The sequence below is a fragment of the Dokdonella sp. GW821-FHT11D02 genome (assembly GCF_058808595.1).
In genome coordinates this window covers 1,290,069-1,304,694 of record NZ_CM179520.1, presented here as the reverse complement: position 1 = coordinate 1,304,694, position 14,626 = coordinate 1,290,069, and the positions used below count along the sequence as shown (strand labels likewise).

At 66.9% G+C, this 14,626-nt stretch carries 13 protein-coding genes; 2 read left to right on the top strand and 11 right to left on the bottom strand.

The annotated features are described in order from the left end of the window. Nucleotides 1-349: 349 nt before the first annotated feature. Nucleotides 350-1,168, bottom strand: a complete 819-nt coding sequence (locus AC3QL3_RS05510) for a hypothetical protein (protein ID WP_492897336.1) — start codon at nucleotides 1,166-1,168, stop codon at nucleotides 350-352. 120 nt (nucleotides 1,169-1,288) lie between these two features. Further along, nucleotides 1,289-2,089 carry a DUF6597 domain-containing transcriptional factor gene (locus AC3QL3_RS05505; protein WP_492897334.1) on the bottom strand — a complete coding sequence of 267 codons (801 nt, stop codon included), beginning with the start codon at nucleotides 2,087-2,089 and terminating at the stop codon, nucleotides 1,289-1,291. 195 nt (nucleotides 2,090-2,284) lie between these two features. Here AC3QL3_RS05505 and AC3QL3_RS05500 point away from each other — a divergent pair, with 195 nt between their 5' ends. After that, on the top strand, nucleotides 2,285-2,683 hold the full coding sequence (locus AC3QL3_RS05500; protein WP_492897333.1) for a DUF3224 domain-containing protein: 399 nt from the start codon (nucleotides 2,285-2,287) through the stop codon (nucleotides 2,681-2,683). Between the two features lie 93 nt (nucleotides 2,684-2,776). Here the strand turns inward: AC3QL3_RS05500 and AC3QL3_RS05495 are convergent, their stop codons facing one another. The 9 genes from AC3QL3_RS05495 to recQ form a co-directional block, all read right to left on the bottom strand. After that, on the bottom strand, nucleotides 2,777-4,138 hold the full coding sequence (locus AC3QL3_RS05495) for an aspartate aminotransferase family protein (RefSeq protein WP_492897332.1): 1,362 nt from the start codon (nucleotides 4,136-4,138) through the stop codon (nucleotides 2,777-2,779). A gap of 106 nt (nucleotides 4,139-4,244) precedes the next feature. Further along, nucleotides 4,245-4,946: an MtnX-like HAD-IB family phosphatase gene (locus AC3QL3_RS05490; RefSeq protein ID WP_492897331.1), complete on the bottom strand. Its 702-nt coding sequence runs from the start codon at nucleotides 4,944-4,946 to the stop codon at nucleotides 4,245-4,247. 103 nt (nucleotides 4,947-5,049) lie between these two features. Further along, entirely contained in the window at nucleotides 5,050-5,712 is a 663-nt protein-coding gene (locus AC3QL3_RS05485; RefSeq protein ID WP_492897330.1) for a hypothetical protein, read from the bottom strand. A gap of 71 nt (nucleotides 5,713-5,783) precedes the next feature. Next, on the bottom strand, nucleotides 5,784-7,232 hold the full coding sequence (locus AC3QL3_RS05480) for a pectin acetylesterase-family hydrolase (RefSeq protein WP_492897329.1): 1,449 nt from the start codon (nucleotides 7,230-7,232) through the stop codon (nucleotides 5,784-5,786). A 296-nt stretch (nucleotides 7,233-7,528) separates the two neighbouring features. Further along, nucleotides 7,529-8,455 (bottom strand): efflux RND transporter periplasmic adaptor subunit, encoded by a 927-nt coding sequence (locus tag AC3QL3_RS05475; protein WP_492897328.1) that lies wholly within the window; start codon nucleotides 8,453-8,455, stop codon nucleotides 7,529-7,531. Nucleotides 8,456-8,546: 91 nt separating this feature from the next. Then, on the bottom strand, nucleotides 8,547-9,251 hold the full coding sequence (locus tag AC3QL3_RS05470) for an ABC transporter ATP-binding protein (protein ID WP_492897327.1): 705 nt from the start codon (nucleotides 9,249-9,251) through the stop codon (nucleotides 8,547-8,549). A gap of 4 nt (nucleotides 9,252-9,255) precedes the next feature. Next, a complete protein-coding gene (locus AC3QL3_RS05465) occupies nucleotides 9,256-10,383 on the bottom strand; it encodes an ABC transporter permease (RefSeq protein WP_492897325.1) in 1,128 nt (375 codons plus the stop codon). Further along, entirely contained in the window at nucleotides 10,383-11,909 is a 1,527-nt protein-coding gene (locus AC3QL3_RS05460) for a TolC family protein (protein WP_492897324.1), read from the bottom strand. Before AC3QL3_RS05460 ends, AC3QL3_RS05465 begins: the two co-directional genes overlap by 1 nt. Before the next feature lie 111 nt (nucleotides 11,910-12,020). Next, a complete protein-coding gene (recQ, locus tag AC3QL3_RS05455; RefSeq protein ID WP_492897322.1) occupies nucleotides 12,021-13,841 on the bottom strand; it encodes a DNA helicase RecQ in 1,821 nt (606 codons plus the stop codon). 161 nt (nucleotides 13,842-14,002) lie between these two features. Between recQ and AC3QL3_RS05450 the strand changes: the two genes are divergently transcribed. Beyond that, nucleotides 14,003-14,575: a GNAT family N-acetyltransferase gene (locus AC3QL3_RS05450; protein WP_492897321.1), complete on the top strand. Its 573-nt coding sequence runs from the start codon at nucleotides 14,003-14,005 to the stop codon at nucleotides 14,573-14,575. Nucleotides 14,576-14,626 lie beyond the last annotated feature (51 nt).

The following is a 14,626-nucleotide window of genomic DNA, read 5'->3' as shown; positions in this document are numbered from 1 at the left end:
CGGTTGGACTGTACGAAGACGAAGTCCTTCCGTGGCCGAAGACTGTCAGATGACAGCGATCACGGATGATCGCAGTAAGTCAAAAAAGTGCGGCCATGGACGGCCGCAGGTAGACGGTCCGAAGACAAGACTCTTCGCGCTACTCGAGCACTTCAGATAACGGCGATCATGGATGATCGCAAAAGACCACAGCCATGGATGGCCGCGGTTAGGCCGTACCAAGACGAATTCCTTCTGCGGCCGAAACCTGTCAAACGGTAGCGATCACGGATCGATCGCAAAAACAGCCCACAAAAAAAGCCCGCATGATGCGGGCTTTTTTTCTTGTTCGCGCTTGCGGCCGATCCGCTTAGAAACGCAGGCGAGCGAACACGGACGGACCGTCGAGATCGACGTCGAGATTCGCTTTGTAGCTGCTGCGCTTGTGATCGAGGCTGATCTCGGTCTTGCCGTACTCGGCGCCGATGCCGAGGTTGTGCCACGGGAACCACTCCACACCGACGCGGGCGTCGTAGATGTGGCCCGACAGCTTGCCGCCGCTCTTCTTCACGCCGGAGGCGTCGACGTAGAAGCGGAAGGAATCGGAGAACGCGTGCTTGTAGGCCAGGGTGACCATCGGCGCGACCGCGTCTTCGTCCCAGCTCGCGCGTGCGCTGGTGGTCTGTCCGTCGACGGTGGCATCGCCGCGCAAGCCGAGCTTGGCGCGGTAGTAGGCCGCACCGACGCCGAGACCGAACACGTCGCTGCCGCTGCCGAACCACCAGTGATAGGACGCGCTGCCGATGTCGAAATCGAACTTGCCGCGCAGCCTCGCGTTGATGTCGAACGGCACGTCTTGGAACGCGAACTGCCGGTTCAGCGTCGTGCTTTCCGAATGGCTGAGCGAGTAGAAGTCGAAAGTGAAGCCCTGCGTGTCGAACAGCAGCAGGTCCAGTCGCGCGCGCGCGACCGATTCGTGACCGCCCCCGAGATCGAGTTTGCCGGTGGAAAGGTCGCCGCTGCGATTGCGCGCTTCCAGTTGCACATCGGTGTTCAGGTAGGAACCGCCGAGCCAGATGCTGACGCGATCGAGCGCCGGCGAAGGATCTGCGAATGCGGCGGGACTGGCGGCGAGCAGCCCCAGCGCGCAGAGCGCGTGGAGCGGCTTGGTCCTGATGTTGAGATTCATGGCCTTCCTCAAAGAGATGGAACGAAACGTTGCGAGCAAGAGCCGCAACAATGTTTTGCAAAGAAACCAAAGTCGCGCGCGAGGTGCAATCTTTTTCGGTCGCGATGCTTTAGCTCACGTTCATTCCTTCGCGCGAACGTAACTCGTGGGCGTGCGTCCGACGATTTTTTTGAAGTCGCGTATCAGATGCGCTTGATCGGCGTAGCCGAGATCGAGCGCGAGCGCGATCCAATCGATCGCGCCGCCCGCGTCGATGCGCGCCAGCACTTCGTGCAGGCGATAGCGCTGGATCAGCCACTTCGGACTCGCGCCGACGTAGTCGCGAAACATCCGCTGCAAGCTGCGCGGTGTCAGCTCGAACTCTTTTGCCACCTGTTCGATGCGCGTGATGGCGTGATCGTCCGCAATGCGCGCGGCGATGCCGGCGACGAGATCCACGATCGGATCCTCGCGAGCATCGCAAGCGCGCAGGAACGATTCGTAGACTTCGACGGCGGCGTGGTGGTCTGCGGCGGCGAGCACATCGCGTCCGAGGAAGCGTGCGCGTTCACCGAACACTTCGTGCGCGGAATATTGACGATCGGCGTAGCGACTGACCGGATCTGCGACGAAAGGCCGGAAGCCGCCGACGCGAAACTTGATCGAGAACACGCGTCCCTTGCTGGGCGCGAATCGGCCCGTCCAGCGGCGCGTTGCCGGGCCGCCGAGGATCGCCTCGTCGTTTTCGGCGACGAGGTGCACGACCGGGTGCGGCAAGGTCTCGCGCACGCAGGCCTCGTCGAGGTCCCAGTCGACCGCCCAGTAGTGTTCGACGAACGGCGCGAGATCGGACGAGGGCCAGTAGCGTTCGTGGCGAAAGCCTTTGGCGTCGAGTTGCGCGTGCAGAACGCCGCGCTGTTGGATGGGTTTGCTCTTCGCCATGTCGCGTTTCTTCAATCCGGCTAGCGCACTGCTCGCTAAGCTTTTCTTCGCAGCGGCGCTCCGCCCTACTGCGCAGGAGCCATCATGCAGACGTTCGCGGTTTCACTGATCGCGCTGGCCTTGCTCGCAGGACCGGTACAGTCCGCCATCGGCGGACCCGCAGCGAACGTTTCCCGCACCGACCGAGGAGTCACGATGAAACACCACGTGAAAGGCGCATTCGACGTGAAAGTGCAACCGCTCGAAGCCTACAACAAGAGCGAGGGCGCCGGCCTCGGCCGCATGTCGATCGACAAGCAGTTCCGCGGCGATCTCGACGCGAGCAGCCAGGGCGAAATGCTGTACGCGGGCAACAGCAAGGATAGCGGCGGCTACGTCGCAGTCGAACGCGTGACCGGCACGCTGCAAGGCAAGCGCGGCGCCTTCTCGCTGCAGCACAACGCGACCAGGACGCCCGCCGAAACCTACCTCAACATCATCGTCGTGCCCGGCTCGGGCAGCGGCGAACTCACGGGACTCGGCGGCACGATGAAGATCGTCATCGCCGAGGGCGGCCAGCACTTCTACGAATTCGACTACGAACTGGCGGATTGATCACCGCGCCGACAGCACGCCCGCTCTCTCCAATCCGGTAGAGCGGGCGGCGCGACCGTCAACGTTCGAGCGGGGTTCTGGTTGATCGCGCGCCTACACGGCGCAGGCGAGATCCGCCGCTACTTGCTTCGCCGCTTCGAGCGTGGCGTCCACGTCGGCCGGCGTGTGCGCCGTCGACACGAACAGATTTTCGTAAGCGCCCGGATGGAACAGCACGCGGCGTTCGAGCATGCCTTGCCACCAGCGGCGGAAAATCTCCTGGTCGGCACGGCGCTCGGCATCGCGATAGTTGTGGATTTCCTCTTTCGCGAACCAGACTTGCATCAGCGGACCGATGCCGACGACATAAGCCGGCAGTCCGGCGTCGCTCAGAACCTTGCCCAGGCCCAAGCGCAACTGGTCGGAAACCGCGTCGAGCTGCTGATACAGACCCGGCGTCGCCAGCTCGTCGAGCGCGGCGTTCGCGGCCGAGATCGCGATGCCGTTGGCGCTGTAGGTGCCCGCCATCGACACCGTGCCGTTGGCGACCAGGGCCATGATGTCCGCGCGTCCGCCCATCGCGGCGACCGGGAAACCGCCGCCGATGCCTTTGGCGAACACCGACAGATCCGGCTTGATGCCCAGGCGCCCTTGCGCGCCGGCCAGGCCGAGACGGAAACCGGTGATCACTTCGTCGAAGATCAGCACGATGCCGTGGCGCTGGGTGAGCTCGCGCATCGCTTCGAGATAGCCGGGCTTGGGCAGGATGCAGCCGGTGTTGCACATCACCGGCTCAGTCAGCACGGCGGCGATGTTGTCGCCCTCGCGCGCGATCGTGTCGGCGAGCACCTGCGCGTCGTTCCACGGCAGGATGATCAGATTCTCTTCCACGCCCTTGGGCATGCCCGGGCCCTGCGCGACCGGCAGCGGGCGCTCGTCGGGGCCGGCCTTGTCGATCGCCGGATGCTTGCTCCAGTACACACCGTCGGAGAAGCCGTGGTACATGCCTTCGAAGCGGATGATCTTGCGCCGGCCGGTGTAGGCGCGCGCGAGGCGCGTGGCGTAGAGCACCGCTTCGGTGCCGGTATTACACAAACGCACCTGCTCGACGCTGGGCACCGCCGCGATGATTTTCTCGGCGAGGCGCGCTTCGTCGGCGGTCGGCAGCGCGAATACGGTGCCGCGCGTCTGGATGAAGTCGACCACCGCTTGCGTCACGCGCGCCGGCCGATGGCCGAAGATCATCGGTCCGAGACCGAGCAGGTAGTCGATGTATTCGTTGCCGTCCACGTCGCGCAGGCGCGAGCCCTGCCCGCTCTCGACGAACAGCGGATAGGGCGACCAGCCAGCCCAGGTCGCGCGCGCGGTGCTGTTGACGCCGCCCGGGATCAGCTTGCAGGCGGCGTCGAACAAGTCGGCGCTTGCGGCCGTATCGAGACCGGCGACGAGGCGGTTTTTCGAGCTATCGGTATTCAAGGATGAAAACTCCACGAGGACGGACCCGCCGTGCGCGGCACGGGATCGGGAAACTTTCGGCCGAAAGCCGGCGTACACGACGCCGGCTGTTCTATTGGATGCAGCCTCAGGCCGGCTGCAGAGACGGTGCCAGCGGCTGTTCGCTGCCGTGCGCGGCGAGCTCGCCGGCGATCAAGGTCGGCAGCAGATCGAGCGCGTCGGCGAAGCTGGCGATCGGCACGTACGGGATGCCGGCCGCGCGGCAGTGCTCGATCAGGCGGTGCTTGGCGAACACGAGGTCGGCTTCGCCGGCGACGCAGAAATCGGAAGCGCCGTCACCGATCAGCAGCACGCGCCGGCGTTCGGCATGTGCTTGTCCGGCGCAAGAGCATTTGCAGTTGCCGCTGCGGCAGTTCGCGCTGCCGTAGGGGAAATCGAGGCGCCAGCCGCGCGCACCGACCGTTTCGAGGCGATTGGCGATCACCGGCAGATCGGACAGGCCGTAAGCGCCGAGGATGCGCCGGATGGCGTAATCGAGGCCGTCGCTGACCACCGCCAGCGGCATGCCGGCCTCGCGCGCGGCCGCGGCGAACGCGGGGAAGGCGCGATCGATCGCCATCTCGTCCAGATGCGCGTCGAGCTCTTCGCGGCTCGCGTCGACCAGGGCGATCTGCCGCTCCATGCATTCGCGCGAGCCGATCTCGCCGCGCTTCCAGGCTTGCTCGATCGCCTGCCAGCCGGGGCGGCCGAAGCGTTCGAGCAGGGAATCGGTGATGTCCTCGACCGAGACGGTACCGTCGAAGTCGCACAGGATCGTCCAGTGGGACATGAATCTTCCATCCGCGAATCCCGGCGGGATTCTTCGCTGGCGACAGGGTAGCGGCGGGTGTCTTTCAGCCGGCTTTCGCCCTCTGCGGCGCAGTCGGGCGGCGTTAACGCCGGTAGGCTTCCTCGCGCGCGGTCTGCAGCTCCTGGCGCAGATACTCGTTGCGATCGAGGCCGCCGGGAATCTCGTTCATCGCCATCACGCGCGCGACGATTTCCTTTTCACGCGCTTTGTAGTCGAGAAAGCGCGGATCGGGTTCCGCCGCGGCCTGCGCCGCCTGCTCGGCGGCGAGCTTGTAGCGCGCGGCGATGGCGTCGACCGCGCTCTTCAGCTCGGCCGGGTCGTCGACCGCTATTCGCGCCAGCGCGACCTCGAGCATCATCGCCTCGCCGCCGGCCAAATGGCGGTCTTCGCCGTAGCGCCGGACCTGTTCGCTCAAGGCAGCGGCTTCATCGCGCCGCTGCTCCGGCGCGAGGCGGCTGCCGTCGCGCAGAAAGCTCTGCGTGCGCTCCTTGAAACGCGTGAAGGCCTGCCAATCGGCGGTCGGATCGTCGGGCGGCGCCGCTGCCACTGCGGTGGTCGCAGCAGGCTTCGCGAGTTTGACGGCGGGCGCCGGCGCGGCCGCGACGCCGCTCGCTGCGGCCGACGGCGTCGCAGACGGAGGCAAAGGCTGCGGCAGAGTCGCGTAGTAGCCGATCGCAAGCGCCAGCGCGGCGAGGCCTAGATAGACCCACGCGCGGCGCGGAGAAGGTGGACGGTTCGGAGTCATCGCATCGATTCGCACGTTCGTCACCGGCGGCGAGGCGAATTCTCACCTCGCCGCCGGCTCGGAACGGGTTCTCAGCCGCTGGTACCGAGAACCAAGTTGACCAGCTGGTACAGCAGGTTGGACGGCTTGGCGAGATCGGCCGCGTCGCTGCTCTCGGCCGCATGCAGCACCGGCCCTTGGCCGTCGAGCACGCTGTCGATGAAGTTCTTCAGCTCGAGGTTCTGATCCTGGATGTCGGAGTTCTTCAGATCCACGATCAGGTTGCAGTGGCTCTCGTTGAGCGCGCGGTACTGCGGGAAATAGCCGCCGAAATTCGGCAGCCCGCTCAAGGTATCGCGCAGGCGCGCCGTGTCGATGCGCCAGCGCGCGAGATTCAATGCGTCGCGTGCGGCACCGCTGGAGCCGGCGCTGTCTGCGTAGAAGCGGCCGTAAGAGTAGTCGGAGAAATCCCGGTCGTGCCAGAAATGCGAGGCGCCCATACGATCGTTGGGCAGCTTGTTCGACAACGCTGCGTAGGCCGAGCCGTAGTCGTTCGCGTCGAGACCGGCGACTTCCGCGGAGAGATAGCTGAAGAACGCGGTCGTATTCCAGGTTTCACGGATTTCTTCGTGCAGCAGCACCGACGGATACTGCGCCGGATCGGCGCCGACGGGTGCGCCCATCAACGGCCCCGAGTCGGACAGGAGGAAACCGCGGTTGGGCGCGATGTCACGCCGCAGCGGGTAGTAGCTGATCAGGCTGCCGACGCCGCCGGCGCTGCTGCCCGACAGCACCAGCTGCGCAGGGCGTTGCAGATGGTTCTTCAACCACGCGACCAGCGCGCGCGTGTTGCGTACGCCGTTGTGGTGGATCACGGTCGGATTGGCGCCGTCGGCATCGGTGTAGACCGCGACCTTGTCGCCGCCGCTGACGTCGCCGGTGCAGTACGGCACATAGACCAAGGTCCACGACTGCGTTTTGACGAAGTCGAGGAACGGCGGCACGCGCTCGACCAGCGGCGTGATCAGGTTGTGCGTAAGGGCGGTGACGAGCGCGTTGCCGAGGCTGGAGAGGTCGACGTCGGCGTAAGCCAGACTCATGTAGTAGTCCGGGATGCCGTGCATGTTGATCGCGCTGCGCACGCCGTCGCCGCCGATCACGCACGAGGCGTAATCCCAGCAAGCGCCACCCGGCTCCATGTACAGCAGCATGTTGCTGGTGTTGGGAGCGCGATTGATGAAGAACTTGTAGGGCGAACCGTCGGCGCAGGCGGCGCCGGTGCTCGGATCGACCTGCACCGTCTGCCACACGCCGAACTTGCCCGGCACGAAGCCGTCGTTGAAACCGGCGGGGTTGTCGATCAGCGGATACTGCGGCGCGTTGCGCTGCGCTGCCGTGACCGGATTGTCCGCACGCGGCGGAAACAGCAGATTGAGCCCGGTCTGCCACGCGCTGTAATCCCCTTCTTCCGCGTGGACCGCGAGCGGCGCGGCCAGACCGAACAACATCACCGCACAGAAACGCTTGCACCTGTCTTTCATCATGGCGACTCCTCCCAAGATGGACGATGGACGTACGAGCGACGGCTTTCTTAAATTTAATTTACCGTTTGAAACTATCGTATTGTGACGGAGACGGCGCCGCGCCTCTGGGATGGGATTCAAGGAATCTGGGGGGGCGCAAAGGCCGTCGGCGTGGCCGTTGCGGCCAGCCGATGCTCGCCACGAAAACGTGGCGGCCGTTTTTCCATAACGGAAAGCGTGAGATAAAAAGCGCGCGAACCGGCGCGCGCGAGAAGCGCTCGACTCGCGATGTCAGCGCGAGCCGGACAGGCGCGTCAGCGTTTGAAGCGCACCAGCACGCGCTGACCGATACGGAACTCGCCGCCGTCGAGTTGCAGCACGCACTCGACGTCGTGTGCGCCGGCGCGTTCGACCGGATCGTCGGCGAGCCGGCTGGTGCCAAACACCTCGCCGACGCGCAGCACGCGCGCGGGCACCGCTTGACCTTGATCGGAATCGCGCACGACCTCGGCCTGCATGCCCGGTTTGACCAGGTCGACGTAGGCCTCGTTGAGTTCCGCGCGCACGATACGCGGGCGGTCGGGCAGCAACTGGAACAATTCGGTCCCGAGCTGGGCCGACACCGCATCGCCGACGTGCGCGGTGCGGCGCACGATACGTCCGGCGACCGGCGCCTTCAGCGTGCGCGCATCGAGTTCGGCATGCGCCTCTTCCACTTGCTGGCGCGCCAGCTTGATCGCCGCTTCCGCGGCCGTGACTTCGGCCTTCAGCACCGCCAGCGCCGTCGCCGCGTCGTCGGCCGATTGGCCGGTCGCCGCGCCCGCCCCGGCGGCTTCGCCGATGCGCTGCGCCTGCTGTTGCGCCTGCGGCAGCTTCGCTTTCAACACGCCCACTTGTGCTTCGGCCTGTGCCAGGCGCGCATCAGCCGCGCCGACCGCGATCTTGGCCTGGCGCGGATCGATCAGTGCCAGCACCTGCCCCGCCTTGACCGCATCGCCGTCCTCGACGCGCACTTCATCCAAACGCCCGTCGCGCGCAGCGACGATGCGGATCAGGCCGCCCTCGACGTCGACCTGGCCGCGCGCCATCGCCAGATACGGGCCCGCCGCGATCGGCGCCGCGGTTTTTTCGTGCGCGCCTTCTGAACACCCGGCCAGCAGCAAGGCGATCACGCCCGCGACGAAACGGCGACCGCTGCCGAGCGGGCGAATCGAAAACGCTTTTATGGAGACTGCCGACACAGGTTCCCTCCTCAGATGGGGCAGCGTAGCAAACCGGCCGGCACGCCACGTATCAAGCGCTGCTCCGCGTCGATGCGCGGTCGAACGCGGTTCACGCGCGCTCCTCGGCCGTGACGCGGCGGTCGGACAAGATGCGCCCGTCTTCCATCGCGAGCACGCGGTCGGCGTGTGAAATCAGGCGCGGATCGTGGCTGACGCAGAGCACGGTCGCGCCGTGCGTGCGCGCGATGCGGTGCAAGGTGTCGATCACGATCTGACCGTTGGCCGCATCGAGCGCGCTGGTCGGCTCGTCGGCGAACAACAGCTGCGGCTCCTTCGCCAGCGCGCGGGCGATGGCGACGCGCTGCTTCTCGCCGCCGGACAGTTCGGCCGGTTTCAGATACATGCGGCTGGCGAGGCCGACCTCTTCCAAGGCCGCCTCGGCGCGCCGGCGCGCGCTGCCGTCGTCGAAGCCGAGATAGCCGAGCGGCAACGCGACCTGCTCGATCGCGTTGAGCGCCGGAAACAGATTGAAGCCTTGGAACACGAAGCCGGTATGGCGCAAACGGAAACGCTCGCGCTCACGCGCCGACAGCCGCGCCAGCTCCTGACCGAGCGCGAACGCGCGACCGCCGTCGGGTCGCAGCAGCGCGCTCAGGATCGCGAGCAAGGTGCTCTTGCCGCAACCGGACGGTCCCGACACCAGGGTCAGCTCGCCCGACTGCACTTCGACCGACAGTCCGCGCAGCACCTCGGTGCGTACCGCGCCGCTGACGAAGGCCTTGCTCACGTTGTCGGCGATCAGCGCTGCGCTCACCGGCTCACCGCAGCAACAGGGCGGGATCGGCGTGGCGCAGCGCGCGCACCGCCATCAAGCCGGAAACCAGCGCGATGCCCATCACCGCCAGCGCGCAGATTGCGACGGTGAGCGGATCGAGCTGTACCGGCACGTCGCGCCGGTAGGCGAGCCAGACGATCAGCGCGGTGACGAATCCGCCGACGACCAGACCGAACGCGCCGACCCAGGCCGACTGCTTCACCACCACGCCGCGTAGGGCGGAGAAGCCGATGCCGAGCGCATGCAGGGTCGCGTATTCGCGAATCGAGCCGGCGACGGCGCCCATCAAGGTCTGGCTGGTGATCACCGCGCCGACCAAGAACACCACACCGGCGAGGAAGATCACGCCCAGGCCGGCGCCGGTCTCGAACATCCAGTACGTCACCGCGCGATGTGCGAATGCGCGTTGGGTCCAGATCTCGTAGCGACGCGTGCCGCTCGGCTGCAGGCGCTTGCGCACTTCCTCGGCGCGCTGCGGGTCGCGCAGCTTGACCACGTAGTAGGCGACGTCGCCGCTCGGATTGTCCGCTTCGAGCCGCCGCGCAGTCGCCAGCGAGGTCAGAATGTTGACCCCGCCGAGCGCGCGCAGACCGTTGCCGACGCCGACCACGCGCACGCGCTTGCCGTTGATCACCGCCTGCGCGCCGACGTCGAGGCCGAGCTTGGCCAGGTCGGCGCGGTCGATGATGACGCTGTCGGGTTCGTCGAGCTTGGCGCGCAGCGCCGGTTGCAGCACGTCGGCGAACATCATCGCGTCGGGCCGCGTGTCGATGCCGGAGACGAACACCGACACGCCGCCTTTGTCGCGCGGACCGCGCCAGTCGCCGTCGATCCAGCGGAACGGCTCGACCCGTGCGACTTCCGGATCCATCAGCAATTTGATCTCGGCGTCCTGCGGAATCGGCCGGCCGAGTTCGATGCTTTGCGTCCCGGGATAACCGACCCAGAGATCACCGTCGGATTTCTTGATGTACACCGCGGCGCTGTTGAAGATGCCGAGCACCAGCGCCGCCTGCACCAGCAGCAGCAGTCCGGAGAACGCGACGGCGAGCGCGGACGGCAGGAAGCGCCGCCACTCGTACACGAGGGTCTTGCGTGCTAAAGGCACCATCAGGGCATTCCTTTGCTCGACGTGCCCTTGCTCGACGCACCATTCCCCGCTGCGCTCGCTGCCGCCGGCGGCAGCGGCGCGCCGCCCAAGCTTTTATACAAAGAAATAAAGGCGATGCTGCGTTCCTGCTCCGCTTGCGCCGCCTCCAGCCGCGCCTGCAACAAAGCGACGTCCGCAGCGTTGCGATCGAAGTTGTCGGCGAGGCCGAGCCGGCCCAGCGTGGCAGTCGCCGCGGCGCCGCTTTCCAAGCCGTCGACGCCGCGTGCCAGCGTGTCGACGCGCTCGCTCTGCTGCTGCAGGGTGGCCAGCGCGATCTCGGCCTCGGCGACGCCGTCGAGCACGGCTTGGCGGTAGGCCAGCACGCTGGCCGACAAGGCCGCGTCGCGCGCGTCGACCGCCGCCTGGCGGGCGCCCCAATCGAGCAGCGGTATGTCGATCGCCGGACCGACCGTGACGATGCCGTCGGCGTCGGACAGGCGCGTGTGGCCGATCACGCGCGCCGCATAGGTGAGCGAACCGCCGATGCCGAGCCGCGGATACAGATCGGCGTGGGCGAGGCCGAGTTCGCCGGCCGCTTTCAGCACTTCGCTTTCGGCGCGGCGGATTTCCGGGCGCGTGCGCAACAAATCGGCCGGCGCGCTGGCGATGCGCAGCGCGCCGAGCCGCGGCGGAGCGCCGTCGGCGAGCAGAGCGGCGTCGAGCTGATTGCGTCCGAGCAGAGCGGCGAGCTGCTGCCGGCAGCGCTCGATGGTCAGACGCGGTTCGTACAAACTGGCTTCCGCCGCGACCTGCTCGGCCTTGGCGCGGCTGAGATCGTTGGCCGCGGCGAGACGCAGGCGCTGCCGCGTCGCGGTCAGCTCGACCTTGCCGCGCGCGAGTTCGAGGGTCTGTTCGAGCAGACGCAGGCGCTGCTCGGCGCCGCGCAGGACGACGTAGGTACGCGCGACTTCGGCGACCACGCTGACGCGCGCCGCCTGCGCCTCGGCCTCGGCGATGCCGAGGTCGCCGGCGGTGACGCGCGCGTGGCTCTTGGCGCGACCGAACAGGCCCAGCTCCCATTTCGCGTCGAAACCGGCCTGGAAGTAGCTGGCGCTGTTGTCGGGCACAGGTTCCGCGAAGGTGCGTACGCCGGCCTGCGGCAGATAGGCCGCGTAGGTGTGACCGTCGAGCGAACGCGCGGCGCCGATGCGCAAAGCCGCTTGCTGGATGCTCAGGTTGTCGGCCAGCGCGCGTTCGATCAGGCGGTCGAGTTCGGCGTCGTCGAACGCCTTCCACCAGCCGCGCAGATCGGGCGCCGCGCCGAGCGCCGCGTCGTTCGCCGGCGCGTGCCGCCAGTTTTCCGGCGTCTCGTTGGGCAGCTGCGGCAGGCGCGGCGTCGCGCAGCCGGCCAGCGCCGCGACGATGACGCACAGACCAACCAGCAAACCGGCGCCGCCGCGACCGACCGTGCGGCCGCCGCTGGCTACGAACGTCTTCGACTGGGCGTCGCCCTGCAGCGAATGCGGATGGAGGGGGCGTCGACCCATGCGTTGTATCGAAAGAGGGAAACGTGGAGCGCACGGGAGCGGGCGCCCGCCAAGTCTAGCCGGTTCACCGGCCGCTGCGTCTTACCGCCGCGTGAATAGGCCCTTCTTTCTTCATGACGCCAGCTGCGCCAGGAAGGCTTCGCCGTAGCGTTCCAGCTTGCGTTCGCCGACGCCGCTGATCGCGCCGAGCGCCGGCAGGCTCTGCGGCCGCTCGCGCAGCATCGCCAACAGGGTCGCGTCGTGGAAGATCACGTAGGCCGGCACGCCCTGTTCCTTGGCCAGGCGAGCGCGCAATTCCCGTAACGCATTCCAACGATCGGTTTCGTGCGGAGCGATCTCCAGCAACGCACGCGCGCGCTCGCCGCGCGCAGACTGGCGCCGCGCGCGGCGGCCGGCGCGATCGGCCTGGCGGCGCAGGCGCACCGGACGCTCGCCGCGCAGCACCTCGCGGCTGGCCGCGGTCAGCCGCAGCGTGCCGTAGCCTTCCTCGTCCGGCGCCAACAGGCCGATCGCGACGAGCTGGCGGAACACCCCGCGCCACTGCTGCTTGTCCAGCTCAGCGCCGATACCGAAGGTGCTGAGCTGGTCGTGGCCGAGCGAGCGCACGCGGTCGTCCTCCTCGCCGCGCAACACGCTGGTCAAGTGCGCGACGCCGAAGCGTTGGCCGGTGCGATAGACGCACGACAAGGCCTTCTGCGCGGTCACGCTCGCGTCCCAGGTCTGCGGCGGATCGAGGCAGTTGTCGCAATTGCCGCAAGGCTCGGCCAGGGTTTCGCCGAAATAGGCGAGCAGGCGCTGGCGCCGGCATGCGGTCGTTTCGGCGTAGCCGAGCAGTTCGTCGAGCTTGCGCCGCTCCAAGCGCTTGCGCTCTTCGCCGGCCTCCGACTGCGCGATGAACTGCGCCAGCGTGACGACGTCGCCGAGGCCGTAACAGAGCCAGACGTCGGCCGGCAGACCGTCGCGTCCGGCGCGCCCGGTTTCCTGGTAGTAGCCTTCCATGCTCTTGGGCAGATCCAGATGTGCCACGTAGCGCACGTCCGGCTTGTCGATGCCCATGCCGAACGCGATCGTCGCCACCATCACCAGACCGTCCTCGCGCAGGAAGCGCTGCTGATTGCGTGCGCGCAAGCTGGCCTCCATGCCGGCGTGATACGGCAGCGCGGCGACGCCCTCGCCGGCCAGCCACTCGGCGGTGTCCTCGACCTTGCGCCGCGACAGGCAATAGACGATGCCCGATTCGCCGCGGTGCGCGGTCAGGAAATCCTTCAGCTGGCTGCGCGCATCGTCCTTTTCGACCACGTGATAGCGGATGTTGGGACGGTCGAAGCTGGCGACGAACTGGTGCGCCGATTCGAGCGCGAGCCGTTCGACGATCTCGTAACGCGTCGGCGCGTCGGCGGTGGCGGTCAGCGCGATGCGCGGAATCTGCGGGAAGCGCTCGTGCAGCAGAGTCAGCTCGCGGTACTCGCGGCGGAAGTCGTGACCCCATTGCGAGACGCAATGCGCCTCATCGATGGCGAACAGCGAAACCGGCGTGCGCGCGATCAGATCCAAGCAGCGCTCGCTGAGCAGCCGCTCCGGCGCAACGTACAGAAGTTTGAGTTCGCCGCGCGCGAAGCGCCGTTCGACCTCGAACTGCGCCTGCGCATCGAGGCTGGAATTGAGGAATGCCGCCTCGACGCCGAGCTGGCGCAGCGCGTCGACCTGGTCCTGCATCAACGCGATCAGCGGCGACACCACCACGGCGCAACCCTCGCGCAGCAGCGCCGGGATTTGATAGCACAGCGATTTGCCGCCGCCGGTCGGCATCAGGACCAGAGCGTCGCCGCCGCCGGCGACGTGTTCGACGATCGCCTGCTGCTCGCCACGGAACGAGGGATAGCCGAAGACCGAATGCAGGATGTGTTCGGCGCGGGAAGAAGAGGATGACATGGTGTGATGCTAGCAAAGCGACCATCGAGAGTTGCATTGCGTATGCTCTCGGTGAGCGGTCGTTCCCTGGAATCATCGCCGCTACGAAGCCGATGTCTGTAGGAGTTCGACATCAAGCTTCGTAGGCTTGCGACAGCAGCTGTCACCCTGATCTCCTACCGATGCACTCTCACCTTTCCTCCGCTACGACGAACAGCGGCTCGCGTCTCGACTTCAGCCTTGTGCCGAGCAAGGCGATGCACGGCGCTTTGCGCGAAGAGCTGCTCGAGCTGTGCTCGCGTGCGTACGAAGAAGATTTTTCGCCATTCCTCGAGCTGCTGTCGCCGGCGACGCATGTGCTGGCGCGGCTCGACGGCGAGTTGGTCAGCCATGCCGCCTGGATCGAACGCGAGCTGCGCGCTGACGGATTGCCGCCCATGCGCTGCGCCTACCTCGAAGCCGTGGCGACCGCGCCGACGCATCAGGGCAAGGGCTATGCGAGCGCGCTGCTCGCTCGCATCCCGCCCCTGCTCGGCGATTTCGCGCTCGCCGCGCTGTCGCCATCCGAGCACGGCTATTACCGCGGCCTCGGCTGGGAGCTGTGGCTGGGTTCGTTGTCGTACCGCGATCCTTCCGGCGCGGAAATCGAAACACCCGACGAGCAGGTCATGATTCACCGGCTGCCGCGCACGCCGGCCGCGCTGGATCTGCGCAGTCGGTTGTCGACCGATTGGCGACCAGGAGAAGTTTGGTGAGACAACCCGCCGATGCGGCGCAGATCGCATCACCGATCTCGCGCGTGGGAT